This is a genomic window from Bradyrhizobium sp. NAS96.2, from assembly GCF_001908235.1.
Taxonomy (GTDB): domain Bacteria; phylum Pseudomonadota; class Alphaproteobacteria; order Rhizobiales; family Xanthobacteraceae; genus Bradyrhizobium.
This window is the reverse complement of the sequence record NZ_LGHK01000023.1, coordinates 54639-78981: the sequence shown is the minus strand read 5'-3', so window position 1 is coordinate 78981 and position 24343 is coordinate 54639. Positions and strand designations below refer to the sequence as shown.

The following is a 24343-nucleotide window of genomic DNA, read 5'->3' as shown; positions in this document are numbered from 1 at the left end:
CGGGCGCGATCTCCCATTGACAGGTTGCCTGTTGTGATAGAATTATAACACAATAAGTTGCAAAAATAACAAGATGTCATCATCGCATCAGCGTTTCGCGCGGGCGGCGGGAGGAAAATGGAATTGTCCGGTTCGATCGCGGCAGAGCCTCGGCCGTCGACGTCGCTTTTGATGGTCGGTGGCATCAACAAGCGCTTTGGCGGCGTGCGGGCGCTGCGCGACGTCAACCTCGAGGTCCGTGCCGGCGAGGTGCATGCCCTATTGGGCGAGAACGGGGCCGGAAAATCCACGCTGATCAAGATCCTCAGCGGCGTTCATGCGGCGGACAGCGGCACCATCGAAATCGCCGGCAGGCCGGCGACGTTCGACAGCCCGGCAAGATCGCGCGAGGCCGGGATCGCCGTCGTCTATCAGGACCTCAGTCTCGTCGAATCGCTGAGCGTCGCCGACAATCTGTTGCTCGGCCGCGAGCCGCGTGCGCGGTTCGGCTTCGTCCGCAAGCGCGAATTGATGGCCAGGGCCGAAGCGTTCCTGGGCGAGCTCGGTATTCCCCTGGATACCAAAGCGTCGGTCGGCTCGCTGCCGTTCGCCTACCGCCAGATGACGGAGATCGCCAAGGCGCTGATGGGCGAGGTGCGGCTGTTGATCCTGGATGAGCCGACATCCTCGCTGACGTCGGATGAGGTCCGCATCCTGTTCGATGCGATCGGCAAGGCGACGCGCCGCGGCGTCGGCGTGATCTATGTGACGCATCGGCTCAACGAGGTGTTCGAGATCTCGCAGCGCGTCACGGTGCTGCGCGATGGCGCTAACGCCGGCACCTTCGTCACCGCCGACACCGACATGAAACGGCTGGTGAACGCCATCATCGGCACCGACCGCTTGGCGCCCGCGGCGTCGCGCGCCGCGCCCGCGGCACCGCGCGCGTTCGATCCGTCGCCGGTGCTGTCGCTGTCTGATGTGTCCAACGACCGGCTGTCGGCCGTCGACTTGTCGGTGATGAAGGGTGAGATCCACGGCCTCGCCGGATTGATCGGGAGCGGACGCACGGAAATTCTGGAGACGATCTTCGGACTTCGGCCGGTCGAGCGCGGCGCATTCGAGATCGAGGGCCGCCCTTGGCTGCCGAAGAGCCCGGCCGATGCGATCGACCATGGCGTCGCGCTGGTGCCGGAGGATCGGCATGTGCAGGGCCTGGTGCTGGATCATTCGATCGAGCGCAACATCACTCTGCCGCGGATTCCGCATTTCTCGCGCTGGGGCTTCATGCAGCAGCGCGCTGCCATCAGGCGCGCGGACACTGCGGTCGCGAGGCTTTCGGTGAAGGCGCAGGGCGCCTCCAGCCTGGTCAGGACATTGTCCGGCGGCAACCAGCAGAAGGTCGTGTTCGGGAAATGGAATGATCCGCGGCCGCGCGTGCTGCTGCTCGACGAGCCGACGGTTGGCGTCGATGTGGGTGCACGCGAGGAAATCTACGGCGTGATCCGCAACGCCGCCCGCGACGGCAGCGGCGTGCTGGTCGTCTCGTCCGATCTCGTCGAACTGATCGAGCTCTGCGACCGCATCTCGGTGATCGTCGATGGACGCGTGGCGCGGACGCTCAAGCGCGGGGAGATCGTCGATGCCGAAGAGCTGCATCATCTGCTGCAGATCTACCAGGCTTCCGGACAAGGCGTATTGCAAGAGCTGCCCGCATGACTGAACTAACCGCGCCCAACGTCGCCGCCGCGCCGACCCGATCCGATCGGCGCCGCAAGCTGCTGCAGAATCTGCTGCGGGGCGAGCGGCCCTACATGCTGTACATCGCCTTTTTGGTGCTGCTGGTGGTCTTCAGCCTGTCCTCGCCCTGGTTCCTGTCGGTCGATAACTTCCTGAATATCGGACGCCAGACCACGCTGGTGTCGATCATCGCGGTCGGCATGACCTTCGTGATCATCGCGCGTCAGATCGATCTCTCAGTCGCATCGACATTGGCGCTGTCCGGCATGGCCGCGGCGCTGGCGATGAGCCAGATCAGCAACAGCTGGATCGTCGGCGCCGCCGCCGGGCTCGGCACCGGCGCGGTGGTCGGATTGCTCAACGGCATCCTGACCACGCAGCTTTCGATCCCGTCCTTCCTGGTGACGCTGGGATCGCTGAGCATGGCGCGCGGGTTGGCGATGATGGTGACCAACACCAAGCCGGTCATCATCACCAACGAGACCTATTTCGCGATCTTCGGCGAAGGCACGTTCTTAGGCATCCCCGTTCCGATCGCCTGGACGCTGGCGGCGATGATCGTCGGCATCCTGCTGCTGCACTACAACGTGTTCGGCCGCCGCATCTATGCGGTCGGCGGCAATCCGACCGCGGCGCTCTATTCCGGCATCAACACCAAATGGGTCACGACCGCCGCGTTCGTGCTGACCGGCGCGCTGGCCGGGCTTGCGGCGCTGGTGTTGTCGGCGCGCTCGCATGCCGCCCGGCCCGATGTCGTGCAGGGGATGGAGCTCGACGTCATCGCCGCCGTGATCCTCGGCGGTTGCAGCCTGTTCGGCGGCCGCGGCTACATCCTGGGAACGCTGTTCGGCAGCTTGATCATCGGGACGCTCAACAACGGCCTCGTGCTGCTCGGCGTCAGCTCGCCGATGCAGCTCGTCATCAAAGGAGCGATCATCGTGGCGGCGGTCGCCTTCACGAAACGCTAGAGCATGATCCCTCACGACAACGCGGAACGCGTTGGCGCGGAGATCATGCCCAACAACGAGTCAGATGCAGCGCATCGGCCGCAAGGTCACTGTGCCGCAAGGGTAGGGGCAAGGTCGCCGGCCTCCGGTCAATCGGCGACCAAACACGGGAGGAAACAATGAAGCCAATCTTGCGACAAACCCTGCCGCTGACCGCGCTGATCGCGGCGACGGCCATTTCGATCGCCCCCTCGGCCCGCGCCGAAGTGCCGGCAAGCTGCGTCAAGGGCGTCGATCTTGCGACGCTTGGACCGAAATCGATCGTCGGTCAGGGACCCCATGGCGAGAAGGCCGCTTCGCCCGAAGTCCTGGCGCTGTCGGACGCCGACGCCGCCAAGGTCAAGGGGAAGCACTTCAAGGTCGGCATCTCGATGCAGACGGTCAACCTCGACTGGGCGCAGCTGCAGATCCAGGGCATCACCGACACGCTGAAGAAGTACGGCGTGACGGTGACGGGCGTCGCGTCCGCGGAATATCAGGTGGACAAGCAGATCGCCGATATCGAGAACACCATCCAGCAGCATCCGGACGGCATCATCTCGATCCCGGTCGATTTCACCGCGACCGCGCCGACCTACAAGAAGGTCGCCAAGGCCGGCATCAAGCTCGTGCTGATGGACAGCATTCCGACCGGCCTCAAGCATCCCGAGGAATATGCCTCGATGATTTCGGCGGACAATCTGGGCAACGGGCAGATCGCGGCGCAGATCCTGGCGTCCTGCATGGCGCAGGGCGCCACCATCGGCCTCGTCAATTTCGGTGTCGACTATTTCAGCACCAACGAGCGCACCAAAGGCGTTCGCGAGTGGATGCAGAAGAACCGGCCCGACATCAAGATGAAGCAGGTCGACTTCACCGATCCGCCGAAGGTGTCGCAGATCGCGGGCGACTTCCTCACCGGCAATCCTGACGTCAAGGGCGTGTTCGCGGTCTGGGATCAGCCGGCGCTGGATACGCTGAGCTCGATGCGCGCGCAGGGCATCGACATTCCGGTCACGACCGTCGATCTCGGCCTGCAATCGGCGATCGAGATCGCCAAGGGCGGACCGCTGAAGGCGACCGGCTCGCAGCGTCCCTATGACCAGGGCGTCGCGGAGGCGATGGCCATGATGAACGCGCTGCTTGGCAAGGAAACGCCGGCCTGGGTCGGCGTGCAGTCGCTGCCGGTGACGCAGTCGAACGTGCTGGAATCCTACAAGACGGTGTTCAAGAAGGAGCCGCCGCCGGAGCTGACCGACGCTTGCAACAAGGCGAAGCCCGCCTGCAACTGATCTTTGGCCCGTGATGCGCGGTGTCGCAACGGCGTGCGTCGTGGACGAAGCTGACCCGGGCGAGCCAGCCCCCGCCCGGGTCAGATTGCGCTTGTCACATATTCGACGGGAAGGCTGCGGAAGTGCTTGCGCATGTCCGATGAGGCCGCGCCGCCGACGATGATCCGCGAGAACGCGCCGATATCGGAGAAGAATGCCGATTTGAGACTGCCGAGCTTGCTCGCGTCGATCACCAGGATGCTCTCCATCGCGGTCTCGATCACTGCCTGCTTGACGGCGACCTCGTGAAAATTCGAGCAGCTCGCGCCGCGGGTCCAGTGCACGCCGCCGGCGGAAATGAAGGCCTTGTTGATCCCGAGCCGCCGCAGATAGGACAGGCCGTCGTCCGACGCGAAGGACTGCGATGAGGGATGATAGAGCCCGCCCATCAGCATCACCTGGGTGCCGGGCCGGCGCGTCACGATCGACGCCACGTTCATCGAATAGCAGATCACCGAGAGCGGCAGATCCTCGGGCAAGCAGTCCGCCAGCGATTGCATCGTGGTGCCGCAATCGATGAAGACCGTATCGCCCTCCTTGATCGAGGCGGCGGCGGCCCGGCAGGCGAGACGCTTGTCCTGAGTGTGCTGGTCGATCTCCTGCTCGAACGTGTACTTGATCCCGGTCGGCGATGCGGCGTTGACGACATAGCCGCCGAGCAAAGCGAGGGCAGCTTCCGGGCCGGCAAGGTCCCGCCGCACCGTCATTTCTGAGACCTTGAGCAGCTCGGCGGCGTCCTTCAGGTGCAGCGCGCCACTCGATTCGACGGCGCGCCGCAGCCTTTGCAGGCGCTGGACGCGTGTCTCGCTTGGTCGTGCGTTCGGGGTTTCAGCCATTTTGATCGCCGAGCTTGCTTATCTGATTGACAATGATCTTACAATGTTGTGAGTTTATCAACGTCGATTTGTTACAATAATAACATCCGGTCTGCGGGCTCATCTCGCGTCGGGGCGATGTCGCTCCCCGGCAGGTGGCAAAGCCAGCGGCAAGGTCAGGGGAGGATCACATGTTGCGATCGACACATTCAATCTATCTGGCGATCTCGCCGATTCGCTAGGACCGCACGGCGCTTCCATGACGCAGAGCGTCTTCATCCAGAATCCGTCCGCATTGACCGCGCTGCCGCCTTCCCCCGGCGGGCATCGGCATTCGGCCCCGCGCAACAGCGGCCGCGCGCTCGACATGGATTGGGTCGACGAAATCAGGATCAATCTGTCGGCCGCCGAACGGCGGGTCGCGAGCCTGCCGGGCCGTCGCACGGTCAAGAAGGACGCGCAGGCGGCGTGGCTGCTCAAGGCGATCACCTGCATCGACCTGACGACGCTCAACGGCGACGATACGACCGAGCGGGTGAAGCGCCTCTGCGCCAAGGCCAAGGCGCCCGTGCGCGGCGACCTTCTCGAGCGGCTCGGCTTTGCCGGACGCGAGCTGCATACCGGCGCGGTCTGTGTTTACCACCGGTTCGTGGGCACGGCCGTCGAAGCGCTCGCTGGATCGGGCATCCCGGTCGCTGCGGTCTCGACCGGATTCCCGGCGGGGCTGACCCCTCACGAACTGAAGCTGAAGGAGATCGAGGCGTCGGTGCGCGACGGCGCGCAAGAGATCGACATCGTCATCACGCGCGAGCATGTGCTGACCGGCGACTGGCGGGCGCTCTATGCCGAGGTCCAGGATTTCCGCGCCGTCTGCGACAACGCGCACCTGAAGACGATCCTCGCCACGGGCGACCTCAAGACGCTGCGCAACGTCGCCAAGGCATCGATGGTCTGCATGATGGCCGGTGCGGACTTCATCAAGACCTCGACCGGTAAGGAAGGCGTCAACGCCACGCTGCCGGTGACGCTGGCGATGCTGCGGATGATCCGCGTCTACCAGGAGCGCACCGGCTTCAAGATCGGCTTCAAGCCGGCTGGCGGAATCTCGACTGCAAAGGACGTGCTCAACTATCAGTTCCTGATGAAAGAGGAACTGGGACGCGACTGGCTCGAGCCGGATCTGTTCCGCATCGGCGCCTCCAGCCTGCTTGCCGATATCGAGCGGCAGCTCGAGCATCACGTGACCGGCCACTATTCGGCATTCAACCGCCACCCCGTGGGATGAGACTCCAGCGATGAGCGTCGCAAATTATTTCGAGACCATGGAGTATGGCCCTGCACCCGAGGCGGACGGCGAGGCGCGCGCCTGGCTGGCGCGGCACGGCGCCACGTTCGGGCATTTCATCGCCGGCAAGTTCACGACGCCGCATGCCGGCAAGCACCTCACCACGATCGAGCCCGCCACCGGCAAGGCGCTGGCGCGCATCGCGCAGGGCGCAGCTGCCGACGTCGAGGTGGCGGTTCACGCCGCACGCTCCGCGCAGGTTGCGTGGGCAAAGCTTGGCGGTCACGGCCGCGCGCGTCATCTCTATGCACTGGCGCGCATGCTGCAGCGTCACGCCCGGCTGTTCGCCGTGCTGGAGGCGATCGACAACGGCAAGCCGATCCGCGAGACCCGCGATCTCGACGTGCCGCTCGCCGCGCGCCATTTCTATTATCATGCCGGCTGGGCGCAGTTGCAGGAGCGGGAATTCGCCGATCAGGTGCCGATCGGCGTGATCGGGCAGATCATCCCGTGGAATTTCCCGCTGCTGATGCTGGCCTGGAAGATCGCGCCCGCGCTCGCCGCGGGCAACACGGTGGTGCTGAAGCCGGCGGAATTCACCTCGCTCACCGCGCTGCTGTTCGCCGAGCTTTCAGCCGAGGCCGGCCTGCCGCCGGGCGTGCTGAACGTTGTCACCGGCGATGGCGCGACGGGCGCGTTGCTGGTCGAAAGTCCCGTCGACAAGATCGCCTTCACCGGATCGACCGAGGTCGGACGGCTGATCCGTCAGACGACGGCAGGCACCGGCAAATCGCTGACGCTCGAACTCGGCGGCAAGTCGCCGTTCATCGTGTTCGACGATGCCGATATCGATGGCGCGGTGGAAGGCGTGGTCGATGCGATCTGGTTCAACCAGGGTCAGGTCTGTTGCGCCGGATCGCGGCTGCTGCTGCAGGAGGGGATTGCGGAGACCTTCCGCAAGCGCCTGATCCGCCGCATGTCGACGCTTCGCGTCGGCATGCCGCTCGACAAGGCGATCGACATGGGCGCGGTGGTCGCCCCGGTGCAGCTCGAGCGGATCAAGACGCTGGTCGAGACCGGCGTGAAGGAAGGCGCCGAGAAGTATCAGACGCCCGGCGCGATGCCGGCGGAGGGATGCTTCTATCCGCCGACACTGCTCTGGAACGTGCATCCGTCGTCGACGGTTGCGAGTGAGGAGATCTTCGGTCCGGTCCTGGTAGCGATGACGTTCCGCACGCCCGACGAGGCCGTCATGCTCGCCAACAACACGCGCTACGGCCTTGCCGCGAGCGTGTGGAGCGAGACGATTGGTCTTGCGCTCGACATCGCGCCGAAGCTGCTGGCCGGCGTGGTCTGGGTCAACGCCACCAATCTGTTCGACGCCAGCGTCGGTTTCGGCGGCTATCGCGAGTCCGGCTTCGGCCGCGAGGGCGGCCGTGAAGGCATGGTTGAATATCTGAAGCCGAAGGCCTGGAGTGGGCGCAAGGCCCGGCCCAAGGCTTCGCCGCTGCCGATTGCGTCCGGCGCCAGCTCTGGATTCGACGTGCCGCCGATCGATCGAACGGCAAAGCTGTTCGTCGGCGGCAAGCAGGTCCGCCCGGACGGCAATTATTCGCGCGCGGTGCTGTCGCCAAAGGGCCGGCGTCTCGGCGAAGCCGGCGAGGGCAATCGCAAGGATATCCGCAATGCGGTGGCCGCGGCGCGCTCAGCCGAATCGTGGGCGCGGGCGACGGCGCATAATCGCGCCCAGATCCTCTACTACCTTGCCGAAAATCTCTCCGCGCGCAGCGACGAGTTCGTCCGGCGCATCGCCGACATGACCGGCGTGTCGTCGGCAAAGGCGCGTACGGAGGTCGATGCGAGCATCGAGCGGCTGTTCAGCTATGGCGCCTGGGCCGATAAATTCGAGGGATCCGTTCACACGCCGCCGCTGCGCGGCGTGGCGCTCGCGATGCATGAGCCGATCGGCGTGGTCGGTGTCGCCTGTCCGGACGAGGCGCCGCTGCTCGCCTTCATCAGCCTGGTGGCGCCGCTGGTTGCGATGGGCAACCGGGTCGTCGCCGTGCCGAGCGAGCGGCATCCGCTCGCCGCCACCGACTTCTACCAGGTGCTCGAGACATCTGACGTGCCGGGCGGCGTGGTCAACATCGTCACCGGCGATCGCGGCGAACTGGTCAAGGTGCTTGCCGAGCACGACGACGTCGACGCGCTCTGGGCGTTCGGATCGCAGGACGCCTCGGCGGCCGCCGAACGGCTGTCGATCGGCAATCTCAAGCGGACGCTGGTCGATCATGGCCTTGCACTCGACTGGCACGACAAGGCCGCGAGCGAGGGTCCGATCCTGCTGCGCCATGCCGTGCAGGTGAAGAACATCTGGATTCCGTATGGCGACTAGAGCGTTTTCGAGCGAAGTGGGCACCGGTTCGCGTGCAGTAAACGTGTCAAAACTAGAAGCTAGCGACGTCACCTTGCGGTGATACGGATGGGGTCCGGACCGTCAGAGTCCGGCGATGTTGAAGACGAGGGAGGGACGCTACATGCTCAAGGGCATCAATCCACTGCTCAATGCGGACGTGCTCTATGCCCTGCGGGCGATGGGACACGGTGATCGCCTGGTGGTATGCGACACCAATTTTCCGGCCGACTCGATCGCGCGGCAGACCGCGCTTGGCAAGTTGCTGCGCATCGACAATGTGAGTGCCGCCAAGGCGGTCGAAGCCGTGCTCTCGGTGATGCCGCTCGATACGTTTGTCGACGATGCCGCGAGCCGCATGGAGATTGTCGGCCAACCGCAGGAGGTGCCTCCCGTGCAGCGCGAGGTGCAGGCTGCGATCGATCACGCCGAGGGACGACCCTGGCCGCTGGTCGGCGTCGAGCGTCATGCGTTCTACGAGAAGGCCAAGACGGCCTATTGCGTGATCGCGACGGGCGAGCGGCGCTTCTACGGCTGCTTCCTGTTCAGCAAGGGCGTCATCGCGCCGGACGGGGAGTGACGAGATGAGCAAGAATGGCGTCGCCGTCCTCGGCGTGTTCGTCGTCGACCTGGCATTCCGTGCCGGCAACATGCCGGCGATCGGCGAGACCATCGCCGGATCGGGATTCGCCATGGGGCCCGGCGGCAAGGGATCCAACCAGGCTGTCGCGGCCGCGCGGGCCGGCGCCAGCGTGAGCTTCATCTCCCGGATCGGCAGCGACGCCTTCGGCGAGCTTGCGGTCAAGACCTGGGAGGCCGAGGGAATTCGCCCGCGCGTGGCGAGGACTGCGGACGCGCCGACCGGCGCTGCGTTCATCTATGTCCACGAGACGCGCGGCGACAACGCGATCATCGTGGTGCCGGGTGCGGCGGGCGGCATCAGCCCGGCCGATGTCGATGCCGTGGCGGACGCGATTCGCGACTCCAGCGTGTTCGTGACGCAGCTCGAGCAGCCGGTCGATGCGGCGCGGCGGGGGCTCGAGATCGCGCGTGCTGCAGGCAGCATCACGGTGTTCAATCCGGCGCCTGCGATCAAGTTCGACGATAGCCTGTTTGCGCTGTGCGATTATGTCGTGCCCAACGAGACCGAAGCTGAAGGGTTGACCGGCATCGCGGTCAGCGATCTCGCCGGCGCCCGCCGCGCCGGTGATGCCTTGCTGGCGAAAGGCGCCGGCACGGCGCTGATCACGCTCGGCGAGCGGGGTGCGCTGTTCCATGCGCGGGACCGCTCGCTGCACGTGCCGCCGTTTGCCGCCGGCAAGGTGATCGAGACTACTGGTGCCGGCGATGCCTTCGTCGGCGGCTTCGCGGCGGCGCTCGCGGACGGTGTCGATCCACTCCAGGCTGCGCGGTTCGGTTCGGCCACGGCCGGAATATCGGTCACGCGTCCCGGGACCGCGCCCGCAATGCCGCAGCGTGCCGAGATCGAAGCACTGCTGAAGGGGTGATCCTGCGATGATGCGGAATGATCCGATCAAGCATGTCTTCATCTGGCCGGCGGTGCTCGTCGTGCTGGCGATCTCGATCTTTCCGCTGATCTATTCGCTCACCACGAGCTTCCTCAGCTATCGCCTGATTCCGCCGATCCCGCCGCGCGTGGTCTGGCTCGGCAATTATGCGACGCTGTTGCAGGAGCCGCGGTTCTGGAGTGCGCTCTTCACGACGACGCTGATCGCCTTCATCGCGGTCGGCTTGCAATACGCGATCGGTTTCGGCGTCGCGCTGGCGCTGAACGCGCGGGTGCCGGGCGAGCGGCTGTTTCGCGTCGCCTTGCTGCTGCCGATGCTGCTGGCGCCGGTAGCGGTCGCGCTGGTGGCGCGCATGATGTTCAACCCGACCATGGGACCGCTCAACCAGTTCCTGTCGAAGTTCGGTCTGGTCAATCTGCCTTTCCTCACCAACGGACATTGGGCGCTCGCCTGCATCATCGCGGTCGAGGTCTGGCAATGGACGCCGTTCGTCATCCTGATGATGCTGGCCGGCCTGCAGACGCTTCCCGAAGATGTCTACGAGGCCGCCGAGCTGGAGAATGCCAGCGCCTGGCAGCAGTTCTGGGGGATCACCTTTCCGATGATGCTGCCGATCTCCGCCGCGGTGGTCTTCATCCGCCTGATCGAGAGCTACAAGATCATGGATACGGTGTTCGTGATGACGGGCGGCGGGCCGGGCGTCGACACCGAGACGCTGACGCTGTTCGCCTATCAGGAAGGCTTCAAGAAGTTCAATCTCGGCTACACCTCGGCGCTCAGCTTCCTGTTCCTGATCGCGATCACGATCATCGGCGTCACCTATCTGGCGCTGCTGCGGCCGCATCTGGAGAAGCGCCGATGAGCGGACAGGGCTTGACCGGACTGTCGCAATGGAGTCGCCGGCTGGTCGCGGTCGGCGTTCTCGCCTGGTGCCTGATCACGGTGTTTCCGCTCTATTGGGTGGTCGTGACCGCGTTCAAGACGCCGCCGGGCGTCGTCGGCGGGCCGACCTATCTGCCGTTCATCGACTTCACGCCGACCCTGCAGCCTTTCATCGATCTCTATCAGGGAATCCGCGGCGAGTTCTTCCGCACCTTCCTGAACTCGACCATCGTCGGCCTGTCCGCGGCGGCGATCGCCACCGCGATCGGCGCGATGGCGGCCTATGCGCTGGTGCGGTTCGAATTCAAGGTAAGGCTTGGCGCGGGCCTCGTGTTCTTCCTGCTCGCGCTCGGCTTCTATCTGCTGTTCAACGCGACGTTCGGATTGACCCGTCCGCAAGCATTGTTGCTCGCCTTTCCGATCGCGCTGATCGCAGCCGTCGTCGCCAATCGCCTGCCGCTGCCCGGGCCGATTCTCGGCAATGAGGACATCCTGTTCTGGTTCGTCAGCCAGCGCATGTTTCCGCCGATCGTCACGGCCTTCGCGCTGTATCTGCTCTACAGCGAGATCGGCCGGCTGGGTTTCCAGCTCATCGACAGCTATGTCGGCCTGACGCTATGCTACGTCGCCTTCTCGCTGCCAATCGTGGTCTGGCTGATGCGCGACTTCTTCGAGGCGATCCCGATCGAGGTCGAGGAAGCCGCGATGGTCGACAACGTGCCAAGCTGGCGCATCTTCATCGGCATCGTGGTGCCGATGTCGATGAACGGGCTGCTGGCGACGTTCATGATCACGCTGGCCTTCGTCTGGAACGAGTTTCTGTTCGCGCTGTTCCTGACCAATTCCAGATGGCAGACGCTGCCCATCCTGGTGGCGGGACAGAACAGCCAGCGCGGCGACGAATGGTGGGCGATCTCAGCCGCGGCGCTCGTCGCCATCGTTCCCATGATGATCATGGCGGGCCTGCTCAGCCGGATGATGCGGTCGGGCCTGCTGCTCGGGGCCATCAAATAGCAAAAACTTTGTAGGGAGGACTAGACGATGTTGCGACGGACGTTCCTGATGCTGACCACCTCGCTCGCGATGGCCTGCGCCGCGGGCCAGGCGAACGCTGCCTGTAGTCCGGATTATACCGGCGTCACCCTGACGGTGGCGTCGCAGACCGGACCGTATATTGCGTCCGCGCTCAAGCTCGGCGCGGACGAATGGGCCAAGAAGACCTGCGGCAAGGTCAATGTCGTCGAGTTTCCCTGGTCCGAGCTCTATCCGAAGATCGCGACATCGCTGACGGCGTCGGACGCGACGTTCGACCTCGTCAGCTTCGCGCCGGCCTGGCTGCCGGACTTCGTGCCGTATCTGAGCGAGATGCCGAAAGAGATGCAGTCCGGCAAGGACTGGGACGATATCGAGCCGGCCTATCGCGAGCGCCTGATGGTGTGGGAGGGCAAGATCTACTCGCAATCGATGGACGGCGACGTCCACACCTATACGTACCGCACCGACCTGTTCAGCGATCCCAAGGAGAAGGACGCCTTCAAGGCGAAGTACGGCTACGACCTCGCGCCGCCGAAGACCTGGAAGCAGTATCTCGACATTGCGGAGTTCTTCCAGCGGCCCGACAAGGGGCTGTGGGGCACGGCGGAAGCGTTCCGTCGCGGCGGCCAGCAGTTCTGGTTCTTCTTCAGCCACGCTGCGGCCTACGCCAACAATCCGAACTATCCGGGCGCGATGTTCTTCGACCCCGAGACCATGGACGCGCAGATCAACAATCCGGGCTGGGTGAAAGGGCTCGAGGAATACATCCGCGCCTCGAAGCTCGGACCGCCTAACGCGCTGAACTTCTCGTTCGGCGAGGTGAACGCGGCGGTCGCCGGTGGTCAGGTGGCGGAATCGATCGGCTGGGGCGACACCGGCGTCATCGCCGCCGACCCGAAGCAGTCGAAGATCTCGGGCAAGGTCGGCTCGGCGATGCTGCCCGGCTCGGACGAGATCTGGAACGCCAAGACCAAGAAGTGGGATAAATTCCCGAGCGTCATTCCGGGCCCGTTCATGGCGTTCGGCGGCTGGCAGATCGCGGTGCCGAAGGCCGGCAAGAACCAGAAGGCGGCGTGGGACTTCGTCAAGACGCTGACCAGCCCCGAAGTTTCGGGCCAGGCGGCGATCACCGGCGGCAGCGGCGTCAATCCCTATCGCAAATCGCACACCGCCAATCTGCAACTGTGGAGCAAGATCTTCTCGCCGGAAGAGGCCAAGGAATATCTCGGCGCGCAATCGGACTCCATCAATGCCAAGAACGTCGCGCTCGACATGCGTCTGCCCGGTTATTTCTCCTACACCGAGGTGGTGGAGATCGAGCTCGGCAAGGCGCTGGCCGGCCAGACCACGCCACAGGCGGCGCTCGACGCGATGGCGAAGGAGTGGAATCGTCTGACCGACGAGTTCGGCCGGGCCAAGCAGCTCGCGGCCTATCGCGCGGCGATGGGCTTGCCGCCGAAGAACTAGCTCTCAACCGAGACATCCCGGATGATGCGCGCGTGTCATCCGGGATTTTGACTAGCCGTCGACGCAGGGGCGGAAAAGGATTCCATGGCGCACGTCGAGATCGAGAACGTCAGCAAGGCATACGGGCCCTACAAGATCATCGAAGGGCTCGACCTCAAGGTGGCCGACGAGGAGTTTGTCGTGCTGGTCGGCCCGTCCGGCTGCGGCAAGACCACGACGTTGCGCATGATTGCAGGGCTGGAGGCCGTCACCAGCGGAACCATCCGCATCGGCAACCGCGACGTGACGCAGTTGCGCCCGGGCTTGCGCAACTGCGCGATGGTGTTCCAGAACTACGCGCTCTATCCGCACATGACGGTCGCCGAGAACATCGGCTATGGCATGAAGGTGCGGGGCGAGCAGCGCACCAGCATCGACAAGGCCGTGAGCGACGTGGCGCGCGTCCTTGACCTCGAGCAGTACCTGCAGCGCCGGCCGAAGCAGCTTTCCGGCGGACAGCGCCAGCGCGTCGCGATCGGCCGCGCCATCGTGCGCAGCCCGGATGTGTTCCTGTTCGACGAGCCATTGTCCAATCTCGACGCCAAGTTGCGCATCGAGATGCGGACCGAGATCAAGGCGCTGCACCGCCGTCTCGCCAAGACGATCGTCTATGTGACGCACGACCAGGTCGAAGCCATGACGATGGCCGACCGCGTCGTGGTGATGAACAAGGGCCGGATCGAGCAGGCCGCCGATCCGATCACGATCTACGAGAAGCCCAGCAATCTCTTCGTCGCGGGTTTCATGGGCGCGCCCAGCATGAACTTCATCCATGGCGAGATCACAGCCCGCGACGGCGTGCTCACCTTCACCGAGCCGTCGGGCACGGCGTTGCGCGTGCCGAAGTCGCGGGAGGCTGCCTATGCAGGCAGCGTCGGCAAGCCCGTGGTGCTCGGCGTGCGGCCCGATCATGTGTTGCGCGAAGGCGCGCCGGCGGGCTCTTCCGTCCGCATGCTTGTGAAGGACGTGGAGCCGCTCGGGCCGCATACGCTCGTGATCGGGACCGTCGGCGCATTTGCGTTCACGGCGCAAATGCCGGTCGGCGTCGCCGCCGAGCCGGATCAATTCATCGACGTCGCGCTCGACCTCGAGCGTACCCATCTGTTCGACAAGGCGTCAGGGATGGCGATTGGCTGATCTGCCGGAGTGCTCGACAACCGCCCGCTTAGCCGCAGAACCCCCGGGCTCGCCGCACCGTGTCGGACGGATAAAGGCCGAATGCGGAGCGGTACACCGCGGCAAACCGGCCCATATGCGTAAAGCCCCACTTCAGCGCAACTTCGCTGACCGGAAGCAGATTCTCGGGTCGTGACAGCTCATCGTGGATCGCCTCGAGCCGAACTTGTCGCAAATAGGCGACCGGCGTCGTGCCGTGAATTTTGCGGAAGCCCAATTGCAGCAGCCGGCTGCTGACGCCGACCGTCGCGGCAATGTCCGATATCGTCAGCGGCAGGTGGGGATTGGCCCGCATATAGTCGACAGCCCGCCTGATGTAGCGCGGCGGCGCATCCAGCGGGTGGCGGTTCAACCGGTCGCTCAGCCGATGCGGGACGTTCTCAAGGATGAGCTGGATCGTGGCCTCGGACAGCAGCGCGCTGGCTTTTGGAGAGCGCGCCAGGGTGCCGTCATACAGACCGGTCGCGCTGGTGCGAACGAGTTGAAGCAGCGTCTGCCCGGCTCCGGTCGACAAGCCCACGATGGGCGTCAAATTGAGATCTTCGAGCGCAGCACTTCCGAATGTCGCGGACAGCACCTTCGAAACGATGTCCGTATGCAAGGTAAGCGTTACGCTTGAATATCGTCCATCGACCGCTTCGACGCGCTGCGCCTGCATCGTCGGGAGGGGGACGATGGCAATCTCGGACGGGGTTCGCTCGACGTTCTTCCCCGCAATGAGCGTCTCGGCCTTACCGGCATTCAGCAGGCCTATTGCGAGTTCTCCAGCAGAGTCCTCATATGCGTAGCGCCAATCCCAGCCTGCAGAGAGGTCCGCCCGTACGACGTCAATCTCCGCGCCAATTGCAATATCCGCGTGCCAACGAAACGATTGGTCGGGCTGCAGCGGGGAGTGGGCGCTGATCCCGTGCGGTCTGAGCATTTCAAGGAGTTCTTCAAACGAAGAGCCCGATCGTGTGGGAGGTGCAGCGAGTACGTCTTCGACCATCAAATCCTAACCAATTGCTGTGCGCGAAGTGACCCGATCCATCTGACCGGGGGGTAGCCATCCATTGAGACGTCTGCCACACGCACAAACCGCACGGTCACCCTAACACAGCCTTGGGGAAATCAGGTCGCGTTCTCTTTTTCTTCTCGCTCGATATCCAATTACCGAACACGATATCCAGATCGCGAAATCGAGCAGCGAAAGGTAAGATTTGATCCAATTCGCCGCCTAGATTGACTGCTGTGCAGCGCCGACCGTCGCCTCGGAGCGTCTCCGTTGAGGTCACACCTATCGCGGTACTGGCGTTTCAGAATACCAGCGAGCGTGGCCGCGCACGCAACCGTTCATGCTAGCCAAAATCCGAATGTATCCATCCAGAATGCGATGGCGTCCATGGACTCATAGCCCATTTGGCCTAAATGCTCCGGGCCTACTCAAACGGGTTATGAAAGCATGCTTACAAGGATAACTTGCGTATTCGCGCTCACGGTTCTTTCGTCGATACCTGCGCTGGCCGATGGTTGCGCAGATCACGTCCAGAGCACCGGCGTTCCGATGGTCACGGGTATGACGCACAAGACCTGGATGATCTTCCCATCGGTCAATCCCGCTGCTGCTCTCGACAAGGTGTCCCGCGCCGTCCTGGCCGAGGGCTTTGTCGGTGTGAACGTGGACAAGAAACTCGGCACGCTGACCGTTCAGCAGGAGACCACCGGATCCGGCCGGCCGCAAACATTGCAGGTCGTCGTCCGCAAGGACGGCAAGGGCAGCCGCGTCGATGCGACCTTCATCTTGCCGCCGGGACAGCTGGCTCCGGGTGTCGGCGATAACCTCTGCCGCGTCGTGAACGCAGCCGGCCAATGAACTCCGCCCATCCGTGAAGCAGGCTGACGCGCGAATTGTAACCGGCCGCGCGTGTCCGGGTGTCGTCCGGTCCAGGACCAGACGAGCCCATCCATGTTGAGGGAATCAGGACGCAGGTGCCGGCCTGCGCCCACAGCAATGAAGCAGGAGATATGATGCGTAGGGCTCGCTTTCTGAAAGTTGTTTTGACGGCCACCACCGGCGTTATGATGTTTTCCGTCTCCGCGATCTCGGCTCCGCTGCAGCATGGTGCGGGTGTTGCCGCCGCAGCGCCGGCCGTGACCGAGAAGGTCTGGTGCCGCTACGGGAACTGCGATGGTGGCGCCGCCGTCGGCGGACTGGTCGGCGGCCTCATCGGCGGCGTCATCGCAGCCGGCGCGGCCAACGCGGCTGCGCAGCAGGAAGCTGCCGCCGCCCAGCAGCACGCGACGTCCTGCGCCCAGCGCTATCGCTCGTACGATCCGGCGTCGAATACCTTCCAGGCCAAGGACGGCCGGCGCTATCCTTGCCAGTAAGCGGTTGAGATGCCGCCGCGCTTGCTCCGGCGTGTGAGCCGGAGCAGGCGTTCGAACGCCCGACAGAACGGACCTCTGCCCGCGAATCGAGCAAGATATTTGGCTGAATCGGTTCCCGCCCGGCGTCCGGATGCGCGGATCGAGGGGGCTTGACCGGAAATCGCGGGGCAGGCCGCTGACAGCCGCTTCTGACGCGATTGCTTTCTATGTTATCACCTGATCCGTCGAAACTGCGTTCGTGCATGACCTGCCGAACCTACGAGCCTGGATCTTGATGATGTTGTCGCTTCCCAAGACAAAGATACGCGTGCTGCTGCTGGAGGGCGTGAACGATTCCGCGGTCCGGATGTTCGAGGCGAACGGCTATACCGAGCTGCAACGTCTGCCCAAGGCGCTGGGACCGAAAGAACTCAAGCAAGCGCTGTCGGGCATCCATATGCTGGGAATTCGGTCGCGGACCCAGTTGACCGCGGACATCCTGGAGGCTGCCGACCGGCTGCTGGTCGTCGGCTGCTTTTCGGTCGGCACCAATCAGGTCGATCTCGACGCCGCGCGAAAGCTCGGAATCCCGGTCTTCAATGCACCATATTCCAACACCCGCAGCGTGGCGGAGCTGACCATCGCCGAGATCGTCATGCTATTCCGCCGGATCTTTCCGCGCTCGGTCTCCGCACACGGCGGCGGCTGGGACAAGTCCGCCGAAGGCAGCCGCGAGGTGCGCGGCAAGACGCTCGGCATCGTCGGCTACGGCAATATCGGCTCCCAGCTGTCGAACCTCGCGGAAGCCATGGGCATGCGCGTGATCTATTTCGATCACACCGACAAGCTGCGTCACGGCAATACGGAGCCGGTCGACTCGCTCGACGAGCTGCTCTCGGCCAGCGACGTCGTGTCGCTGCACGTGCCGGAGACGCCGGCTACCGCCAACATGATTGGCGCGGCCCAGCTTCGGTTGATGAAGCCCGAAGCCTATCTGATCAACAACTCACGCGGCACGGTGGTCGATCTCGACGCGCTGGCGAGCGCATTGCGTGAGAACCGCCTGGCGGGTGCCGCGGTCGACGTGTTTCCGGTCGAACCGGTCTCGAACGAGGCGCGCTTCGTCTCGCCGCTGCAGGGGCTCCCCAACGTCATCCTGACGCCGCATGTCGGCGGCTCGACGGAAGAAGCGCAGGATCGTATCGGCGGCGAAGTGGCGCGCAAGCTGATCGATTATTCCGACGTCGGATCGACCTTCGGCGCGGTCAATTTCCCGCAGGTGCAATTGCCGGCGCGACCGACCGGCACCCGGTTCATCCATGTTCACCGCAACGTTCCCGGCGTCATGCGTCAGGTCAACGACGCACTCTCCCGGCACGGGATCAACATCCTGGCGCAATATCTGCAGACCGATCCGGAAGTCGGCTATGTCGTGCTCGAGACCGACGTGGTCGGCGGCGAAGGCGAGGCGCTCCTGGCCGACCTGAAAGACATTGACGGCACCATCCGCGCGCGGGTGCTGTATGACCAGAACCGGCCGCAGGGGTGATCGACCGCATCAGTCGGCCGAGAAGCCGAACGGCACGCTCGAGGTTCTGAAATCATCGGGAAGAATCTCGCGTCCGATCGGGGGAGCCGATCGCGCCGCGCATCGCGGGCGATGACAAACCCGGCAGGCGACGCCGATCGGGGTCGGCTCATCGGCGTTCGGCCCCTGTCCGTCGCGCGTGTAGATGAGCTGCCCCGCGTGCTCGGCCGCGCAGCCGATCGCGATCGCCCGCTCGACACGGATGGCGCCGAACGCGCCGCCGCCGGCGGTCACGGTGCGGGCGATCGAGAAGAACCGCTGTCCGTCGGGCAATTCCAGCCATTGCGTGACGATCTGGCGCGGCGTCTTGAAGATATCGTGGACCGACCACAGCGGACATGCGCCGCCGTGCTTCGCAAACGGGAAGCCGGCGCCGTCGAGCAGCTTAGAGATGTTGCCGGCCGGATCGACCCGGATCAGGAAGAACGGCACCTTCTCGAGGCCCGGCCGCTGCAACGTCGTGACCCGATGCGCGGTCTGCTCGAAGCTGGTGCCGAATTGCCGCGCCAGCGCCTCGAGATCGTATCGCCGCGTCTCGACCGCTTTCGCAAACACGGAATACGGCATGATGAGCGCGGCTGCGGCATAGGCCGCAAGCGCGCGGCGGGCCAGCAGCTCGGCGCTCTTGCTGCTGAACTTGCCGTCTTCCACCGCCGCGCTGATCTCGCCTTCCAGTTCCAGATAGGCGAGTTGCTTGGCGAGCTGAAAATTGAGCCCTGCTGTATCGAGCGAGTCCTCGAGCAGCAACTGCCTGCGATGCATATCCAGTCGCCTGACCGAACCGAGCATGACATTGGGCGGCAGATAGCGGACCTGGAGCTTGTGACGTTCGCGAAGCCGCTCGATGAATCCGGCCGGTCCGGCCGGTTCGTGGACGAGACGCTCGGCGGCATCGTCGAGGTTGGCGAAATTGTTGCGGCGCGCGGCGAGAAATCGCCTGACTTCCGCGACGGGATCGTTGGCGTCGAAGTTCTCGCCCGGCAGCAAGGCGGCACCCGCCAGGTCCGGCGCGCGCCGCTCCGCGAGCGCCAGCTGCTCTTCACGATAGGCCGTATAGAGGCGCAGGAACGCCTCGGTCATTCCGGGATAGCTGACCGCGAGGTCGCTGACTTCGAGCGTGGGGATATCGATGTCGGCAAACATCGGCTCCTTCAAGACGGACTGCATGCGGGCGGTGTGGTCCGCACCGCCGTCGCCGGCGAGATCTGCCAGATCGATCTTGTAGGTGCGGGCCAGCCGAAGCAGCATATCCGCCGTCACCGGCCGCTGGTTGCGTTCCAGCAGGGCGACATAGGGAGCCGAGATTTCGAGATCGGCGGCCATGTCCGCCTGGGTCAGCCCGAGGTCGCGCCGCAGCCGCCGCAGTCGCGGGCCCATGAAAACGGAACGGGCGCTTGAGGTTACCATTGCCTCATCCAATCCTTGTAAGATTCTTACAACAATACAACGGTTTCTTGTAAGTTATGACAAGTTTTCCGCGCCAGGTCTAGCTCCCAACGCCGCCAGGCGTCACAAACGATGCAGTTATTTCGTCACCGAAGGGATCACGGACATGAACTTCCAACCGCGCGGGATCAGCGACCGGGCCATCCAGGGACCGGCTTCGTATCAGAGCGAGATTGAGGCGGCCGAAGCGCTGCTCAAGACCAAGGACACCTGGAATGGCGTCACCGCCGAAGCCGTGGCGCGCATGCGCCTGCAGAACCGCTTCAAGACCGGTCTGGATGTCGCCCGCTACACGGCTGCGCTGATGCGCGCCGACATGGCCGCCTATGACGCCGACAGCACCAAGTACACCCAGTCGCTCGGCTGCTGGCACGGCTTTATTGCCCAGCAGAAGCTGATCTCGATCAAGAAGCACTTCGGCAATACCGACCGCCGTTACCTCTATCTCTCCGGCTGGATGATTGCAGCGCTGCGCTCCGAATTCGGACCGCTGCCCGACCAGTCGATGCACGAGAAGACCTCGGTGCCGGCGCTGATCGAAGAGCTCTACACCTTCCTGCGTCAGGCGGATTCCCGCGAGCTCAACGACATCTTCCGTGCGCTCGACGCGGCGCGCAAGGAAGGCGACAAGGCCAAGGAAAAGGCGCTGATCGAGAAGATCGACAACTTCCAGACTCACGTCGTGCCCGTCATCGCCGACATCGACGCCGGCTTCGGCAACGCGGAAGCGACCTATCTGCTCGCCAAGAAGATGATCGAGGCGGGTGCCTGCGCGCTGCAGATCGAGAACCAGGTCTCCGACGAGAAGCAGTGCGGTCACCAGGACGGCAAGGTCACCGTGCCGCACGAGGTGTTCATCGCGAAGATCCGCGCCTGCCGCCATGCGTTCCTCGAGCTTGGCGTCGAAGACGGCATCATCGTGACCCGTACCGACTCGCTCGGCGCCGGCCTGACCCAGCAGATCGCCGTCAGCCACAAGCCCGGCGACCTCGGCGACCAGTACAACAGCTTCCTCGATTGCGAGGAAGTGACGGCCGCCAATGCGCGCAACGGCGACGTCATCATCAACCAGAACGGCAAGATGATGCGTCCGAAGCGGCTGCCCAGCAACCTCTACCAGTTCCGTCCCGGCACGGGTGCGGACCGCTGCGTGCTCGACTGCATCACCTCGCTGCAGAATGGCGCGGACCTGTTGTGGATCGAGACCGAGAAGCCGCATATCGAGCAGATCGCTTCGATGGTCGACCGCATCCGCAAGGTCATTCCGAACGCCAAGCTGGCCTACAACAACTCGCCGTCGTTCAACTGGACCCTCAACTTCCGTTGGCAGGTCTACGACGCGATGAAGGAAGCCGGCCAGGACGTCAGCAAGTACAACCGCGCCGAGCTGATGAAGGCGGAGTACGACGACACCCCGCTGGCGAAGGAAGCCGACGAGCGCATCCGCACCTTCCAGGCGGATTCGGCCAAGCGCGCCGGCATCTTCCACCATCTGATCACGCTGCCGACCTATCACACGGCGGCGCTGTCGACCGACAATCTCGCGAGGGAGTATTTCGGCGAGCAGGGCATGCTCGGATACGTCAAGAACGTGCAGCGCGCGGAGATCCGTCAGGGCATCGCCTGCGTCAAGCATCAGAACATGGCGGGCTCCGACATCGGCGACGATCACAAGGAGTACTTCGCCGGTGAGGCTGCCCTGAAGGCAGGCGGCGCCCACAACACGATGAACCAGTTCGGCTAACAGCTCGAACGGATCATTCCGAATAACGGCCGGACAGGCGGGATTGCGATGCAGTCCCGCCTGTTCGCCGTTGGTGGGGTCGACCACGGCGAGGCGGTCGAAATCACCCCCAATGTTTTGCAAAATCGTTTAGTCTGTGTCCGTGGCAGCATTCACCACTGTCGTCCCTGCGAAAGCAGGGACCCATACTCCGCAGCGGTTGTTGTGATCGGGACTCGTCGTTCCGTCATCGCGCAACGATCGGCATCTGTGGTTATGGGTCCCTGCTTTCGCAGGGACGACAGCAAATGTCTTTCCACGATCTATGAGTCACGGCATTCGCCTTCTCGCGACATGAGGTTCATTCACCCGGAACGAGGTGAGCAACCGGCGGCCGCGCGACGCGCCGGTGCCGGCGGCGGGACAGATAGAGCAGCAGGCCGGTCACGGCGAACAGCGGCATCATGGCCGCGGCCAGCATGAACGCGAGCTTGCCGGGCCATCCCAGGATGGCGCCGCGGTGGATGTCGAGCACGCCGGCAAGGACGCGCTCGCCAACCGTCTTGTCCGCGTAGCGATCCGACGAGATGACGCGCCCGGTGATGGCATCGATGCGGAATTCGTCACGCACGCTCTCGAGCGTCGAATCCCGCGACCACGACCGCACGCGCGCCGCAGTGCCCGTGCCGGCCGGCAAGGTCAGAAGTGCCCTTCCGTAATCGTTGTTCTCCTGTTGCAGGAACGCTGACCAGACGTGATCGAACACGAGCGGCTTTGCCTCGGCCTTCGCTTCCGCCCTTGCTTCACTGTTGTTCTCGGCAGCCGCCGCGCCGCGCGGTGGTTTCGGCTGCATCGCCGCTGCCGTGGCCTGCGGCCGAGCCAGCAGCCAGTTGGCGCCGGCCTTGTACCATTCGAACGAATACCACAGGCCGGTCAGCGTCATCACCAGATAGACCGGCAGCACCCAGGTGCCGATCACCGCATGCAGCGAGCGGTGCAGGCCGCGCCCGCGCAGTCCGAGATTTGGCTTCAGCCACATCTTCACGCTGCGCGCGCGATGCGGCCAGCGCAGCACGAGGCCGGTGATCAGCATCACGATCAGGCAGATCGCGGCAGTGCCGGTGATCTTGCGGCCCATGCCATTGCCGTCACCCGGCAGCAGCAGCCAGCGATGCAGCTTGCGTACGGTCGCGAAGAAGTCCTCGCCGCGCGGCGAGCCGAGCACGTGTCCGTCGTAGGGATCGACATAAACCGAGGACGGCCGCGCGCCGCCTTCGCTGCGGGCGAAGCGGATGCGTACGGCCGCCGACGGGTCGCTCGCCATCGTCACGGCCGAGGCCCGGCCGAAATCGCCGGCCGACTGGAGACGTGCGATGAGCTCATCCGGAGTTAGCCGCCGCGTCGCACTGGCGTCGATGCGCATGATGTGGCTGTTCAGGCTGGCCTCGATCTCGTCCTCGAAAGCCATCGTCGCGCCGGTGAGGCCGACCACGGCCCAGAGCAGCGCCAGCGCAAGGCCGGCGATGGAATGGACCTGCAACAGCGCGGCCTTGATCGGGCGTCGGACGTCACTCATCGAATCCGGCCTTTCGGATCAGGGCGATTGCGGCCGCCTGGTGCGCGGCAATCTCGTCGACGGGCAGCGCATCGGGGGGGAAACGATCCGAGTCCCTCGACGATTGGGAGCCGCTTTGCGGTCGCAAGTACGGGATATTCCAGCTCGGCGGCGGCAAAGATCGTCTGGGCGTCCGGAGTGACGAGGAATTCGAGGAAGGCGCGTGCGGCGGCCGGATGCGGTGCGTGCCGGGCAATTGCCGCGCCGGTTAGATTGACGTGGCTGCCGCCGCCCGCGAACGCAGTCGGCACGGCTTTCACGGCATCCGCCCATCCGCGCCAATCATTGCCTTCGCGGCCGTCGCGGAGCTGCGCGAGCGCAACCGTATTGCCGATCCCGATCTCGCAGCGTCCTTCCGCAATCTCGCGGACCACATCGTTGTCCTTGCCGGTCGGCTTGCGGGCGAGATTGGCCTTCAGTCCGGCGAGCCAGCTCTCCGTCGCATCCGGCCCATGGTGCGCAAGATAGGCCGCGATCAGCGCGACATTGTTCTGGTGCGTGGCCGGTCGCATGCACAGCTTGTCGCGCCATTTGGGGTCGGCGAGTTCCTCATAGTCGATCGCGGCGAGGGAGCTGTCGTTGCGTGTGAAGGCCACTCGCGGACGGACGGCGAGCGCGATCCACTGGCCGCCGCCACCGCGCAAGTTCGCCGGCACCGCCTGGTCAAGCACTGAAGATGCAAGCGGCTGCGTCAGCCCGCGCGTGACAAGCTGCGTCGTCTTGTCGAGGCCGATGGTGAGGAGAACGTCCGCGGGCGAATCGTTGCCCTCCGACGTCAGGCGTTTGACCAGGCTGTCCTCGACAAAGACGGTCCTGACCTTGGTGCCGGTCGTTGTGGTGAACGCCGCGATCACGGGTTCGACCAGATTGGCTTCGCGGGTCGAGTAAAGTGTGAGCTCGTCAGCGCACACCGCAGTGCAGGCGAAAGCGGTCGCGGCCACGGCGGCG

20 protein-coding genes are annotated in these 24343 nt (G+C 64.4%); 15 read left to right on the top strand and 5 right to left on the bottom strand.

Features of this window, described 5'->3' with window-relative positions; genetic code table 11:
- Positions 1-117: 117 nt before the first annotated feature.
- The 3 genes from AC628_RS06510 (at position 118) to AC628_RS06500 (ending at position 3997) form a co-directional block, all read left to right on the top strand.
- Positions 118-1698, top strand: a complete 1581-nt coding sequence (locus AC628_RS06510; RefSeq protein ID WP_074125904.1) for a sugar ABC transporter ATP-binding protein — start codon at positions 118-120, stop codon at positions 1696-1698.
- Positions 1695-2687, top strand: a complete 993-nt coding sequence (locus AC628_RS06505) for an ABC transporter permease (protein ID WP_074125903.1) — start codon at positions 1695-1697, stop codon at positions 2685-2687. The genes AC628_RS06510 and AC628_RS06505 overlap by 4 nt, the downstream gene beginning before the upstream one ends.
- A 158-nt stretch (positions 2688-2845) precedes the next feature.
- Positions 2846-3997, top strand: a complete 1152-nt coding sequence (locus AC628_RS06500; protein WP_074125902.1) for a substrate-binding domain-containing protein — start codon at positions 2846-2848, stop codon at positions 3995-3997.
- Between the two features lie 80 nt (positions 3998-4077).
- Here the strand turns inward: AC628_RS06500 and AC628_RS06495 are convergent, their stop codons facing one another.
- Positions 4078-4872: a DeoR/GlpR family DNA-binding transcription regulator gene (locus tag AC628_RS06495; RefSeq protein WP_074125901.1), complete on the bottom strand. Its 795-nt coding sequence runs from the start codon at positions 4870-4872 to the stop codon at positions 4078-4080.
- 346 nt (positions 4873-5218) lie between these two features.
- Between AC628_RS06495 and deoC the strand changes: the two genes are divergently transcribed.
- From deoC to AC628_RS06455, 8 genes are all read left to right on the top strand, one after another.
- Positions 5219-6136: a deoxyribose-phosphate aldolase gene (deoC, locus tag AC628_RS06490; RefSeq protein ID WP_245321062.1), complete on the top strand. Its 918-nt coding sequence runs from the start codon at positions 5219-5221 to the stop codon at positions 6134-6136.
- Between the two features lie 10 nt (positions 6137-6146).
- Positions 6147-8531: an aldehyde dehydrogenase family protein gene (locus AC628_RS06485; RefSeq protein WP_074125899.1), complete on the top strand. Its 2385-nt coding sequence runs from the start codon at positions 6147-6149 to the stop codon at positions 8529-8531.
- A 142-nt stretch (positions 8532-8673) separates the two neighbouring features.
- Positions 8674-9129, top strand: coding sequence for an RbsD/FucU family protein (locus tag AC628_RS06480; RefSeq protein ID WP_074125898.1), 456 nt, complete (start codon positions 8674-8676; stop codon positions 9127-9129).
- A gap of 4 nt (positions 9130-9133) precedes the next feature.
- Entirely contained in the window at positions 9134-10057 is a 924-nt protein-coding gene (rbsK, locus tag AC628_RS06475; RefSeq protein ID WP_074125897.1) for a ribokinase, read from the top strand.
- Positions 10058-10064: 7 nt separating this feature from the next.
- The gene (locus AC628_RS06470) at positions 10065-10940 is read left to right on the top strand and encodes a carbohydrate ABC transporter permease (protein WP_021076112.1); all 876 of its coding nucleotides are present in this window, start codon (positions 10065-10067) and stop codon (positions 10938-10940) included.
- Complete coding sequence (locus AC628_RS06465; RefSeq protein WP_074125896.1) at positions 10937-11974, top strand: carbohydrate ABC transporter permease; 1038 nt, start codon at positions 10937-10939, stop codon at positions 11972-11974. The genes AC628_RS06470 and AC628_RS06465 overlap by 4 nt, the downstream gene beginning before the upstream one ends.
- A 27-nt stretch (positions 11975-12001) precedes the next feature.
- Positions 12002-13462 (top strand): extracellular solute-binding protein, encoded by a 1461-nt coding sequence (locus AC628_RS06460; protein WP_074125895.1) that lies wholly within the window; start codon positions 12002-12004, stop codon positions 13460-13462.
- Positions 13463-13546: 84 nt separating this feature from the next.
- Positions 13547-14638, top strand: coding sequence for an ABC transporter ATP-binding protein (locus AC628_RS06455; protein ID WP_074125894.1), 1092 nt, complete (start codon positions 13547-13549; stop codon positions 14636-14638).
- Positions 14639-14666: 28 nt separating this feature from the next.
- On the opposite strand, the gene AC628_RS06450 is transcribed toward AC628_RS06455, so the two are convergent.
- Positions 14667-15665, bottom strand: a complete 999-nt coding sequence (locus AC628_RS06450; RefSeq protein WP_245321059.1) for a helix-turn-helix transcriptional regulator — start codon at positions 15663-15665, stop codon at positions 14667-14669.
- A 567-nt stretch (positions 15666-16232) separates the two neighbouring features.
- On the opposite strand from AC628_RS06450, the gene AC628_RS06445 reads away from it, so the two are divergent.
- From AC628_RS06445 to serA, 3 genes are all read left to right on the top strand, one after another.
- Positions 16233-16529: a hypothetical protein gene (locus AC628_RS06445; protein ID WP_245321058.1), complete on the top strand. Its 297-nt coding sequence runs from the start codon at positions 16233-16235 to the stop codon at positions 16527-16529.
- 209 nt (positions 16530-16738) lie between these two features.
- Positions 16739-17044, top strand: a complete 306-nt coding sequence (locus AC628_RS06440; RefSeq protein ID WP_245321057.1) for a BA14K family protein — start codon at positions 16739-16741, stop codon at positions 17042-17044.
- 274 nt (positions 17045-17318) lie between these two features.
- Positions 17319-18572, top strand: a complete 1254-nt coding sequence (gene serA, locus AC628_RS06435) for a phosphoglycerate dehydrogenase (protein ID WP_074125891.1) — start codon at positions 17319-17321, stop codon at positions 18570-18572.
- Positions 18573-18581: 9 nt separating this feature from the next.
- Here serA and AC628_RS06430 read toward each other — a convergent pair whose 3' ends face one another.
- Positions 18582-20018: a helix-turn-helix domain-containing protein gene (locus AC628_RS06430; protein ID WP_074125890.1), complete on the bottom strand. Its 1437-nt coding sequence runs from the start codon at positions 20016-20018 to the stop codon at positions 18582-18584.
- Positions 20019-20163: 145 nt separating this feature from the next.
- Between AC628_RS06430 and AC628_RS06425 the strand changes: the two genes are divergently transcribed.
- Positions 20164-21801 (top strand): isocitrate lyase, encoded by a 1638-nt coding sequence (locus AC628_RS06425; RefSeq protein WP_074125889.1) that lies wholly within the window; start codon positions 20164-20166, stop codon positions 21799-21801.
- Between the two features lie 340 nt (positions 21802-22141).
- On the opposite strand, the gene AC628_RS06420 is transcribed toward AC628_RS06425, so the two are convergent.
- Positions 22142-23356: a PepSY-associated TM helix domain-containing protein gene (locus AC628_RS06420; RefSeq protein ID WP_074125888.1), complete on the bottom strand. Its 1215-nt coding sequence runs from the start codon at positions 23354-23356 to the stop codon at positions 22142-22144.
- Entirely contained in the window at positions 23353-24336 is a 984-nt protein-coding gene (locus AC628_RS06415; RefSeq protein ID WP_245321056.1) for an extracellular solute-binding protein, read from the bottom strand. The genes AC628_RS06420 and AC628_RS06415 overlap by 4 nt, the downstream gene beginning before the upstream one ends.
- Between the last annotated feature and the right edge of the window lie 7 nt (positions 24337-24343).

What these genes read in the sequence shown, in the direction of transcription:
- deoC (WP_245321062.1), top strand. Translation starts at nt 5,219, where the DNA reads ATGGATTGGGTCGACGAAATCAGGATCAATCTGTCGGCCGCCGAACGG.
- AC628_RS06505 (WP_074125903.1), top strand. Translation starts at nt 1,695, where the DNA reads ATGACTGAACTAACCGCGCCCAACGTCGCCGCCGCGCCGACCCGATCC.
- AC628_RS06455 (WP_074125894.1), top strand. Translation starts at nt 13,547, where the DNA reads ATGGCGCACGTCGAGATCGAGAACGTCAGCAAGGCATACGGGCCCTAC.
- AC628_RS06450 (WP_245321059.1), bottom strand. Translation starts at nt 15,665, where the DNA reads ATGGTCGAAGACGTACTCGCTGCACCTCCCACACGATCGGGCTCTTCG.
- AC628_RS06500 (WP_074125902.1), top strand. Translation starts at nt 2,846, where the DNA reads ATGAAGCCAATCTTGCGACAAACCCTGCCGCTGACCGCGCTGATCGCG.
- AC628_RS06495 (WP_074125901.1), bottom strand. Translation starts at nt 4,872, where the DNA reads ATGGCTGAAACCCCGAACGCACGACCAAGCGAGACACGCGTCCAGCGC.
- AC628_RS06470 (WP_021076112.1), top strand. Translation starts at nt 10,065, where the DNA reads ATGATGCGGAATGATCCGATCAAGCATGTCTTCATCTGGCCGGCGGTG.
- AC628_RS06485 (WP_074125899.1), top strand. Translation starts at nt 6,147, where the DNA reads ATGAGCGTCGCAAATTATTTCGAGACCATGGAGTATGGCCCTGCACCC.
- AC628_RS06445 (WP_245321058.1), top strand. Translation starts at nt 16,233, where the DNA reads ATGACGCACAAGACCTGGATGATCTTCCCATCGGTCAATCCCGCTGCT.
- AC628_RS06480 (WP_074125898.1), top strand. Translation starts at nt 8,674, where the DNA reads ATGCTCAAGGGCATCAATCCACTGCTCAATGCGGACGTGCTCTATGCC.
- AC628_RS06465 (WP_074125896.1), top strand. Translation starts at nt 10,937, where the DNA reads ATGAGCGGACAGGGCTTGACCGGACTGTCGCAATGGAGTCGCCGGCTG.
- AC628_RS06510 (WP_074125904.1), top strand. Translation starts at nt 118, where the DNA reads ATGGAATTGTCCGGTTCGATCGCGGCAGAGCCTCGGCCGTCGACGTCG.
- AC628_RS06420 (WP_074125888.1), bottom strand. Translation starts at nt 23,356, where the DNA reads ATGAGTGACGTCCGACGCCCGATCAAGGCCGCGCTGTTGCAGGTCCAT.
- serA (WP_074125891.1), top strand. Translation starts at nt 17,319, where the DNA reads ATGATGTTGTCGCTTCCCAAGACAAAGATACGCGTGCTGCTGCTGGAG.
- AC628_RS06440 (WP_245321057.1), top strand. Translation starts at nt 16,739, where the DNA reads ATGTTTTCCGTCTCCGCGATCTCGGCTCCGCTGCAGCATGGTGCGGGT.
- AC628_RS06425 (WP_074125889.1), top strand. Translation starts at nt 20,164, where the DNA reads ATGAACTTCCAACCGCGCGGGATCAGCGACCGGGCCATCCAGGGACCG.
- AC628_RS06460 (WP_074125895.1), top strand. Translation starts at nt 12,002, where the DNA reads ATGTTGCGACGGACGTTCCTGATGCTGACCACCTCGCTCGCGATGGCC.
- rbsK (WP_074125897.1), top strand. Translation starts at nt 9,134, where the DNA reads ATGAGCAAGAATGGCGTCGCCGTCCTCGGCGTGTTCGTCGTCGACCTG.
- AC628_RS06430 (WP_074125890.1), bottom strand. Translation starts at nt 20,018, where the DNA reads ATGGTAACCTCAAGCGCCCGTTCCGTTTTCATGGGCCCGCGACTGCGG.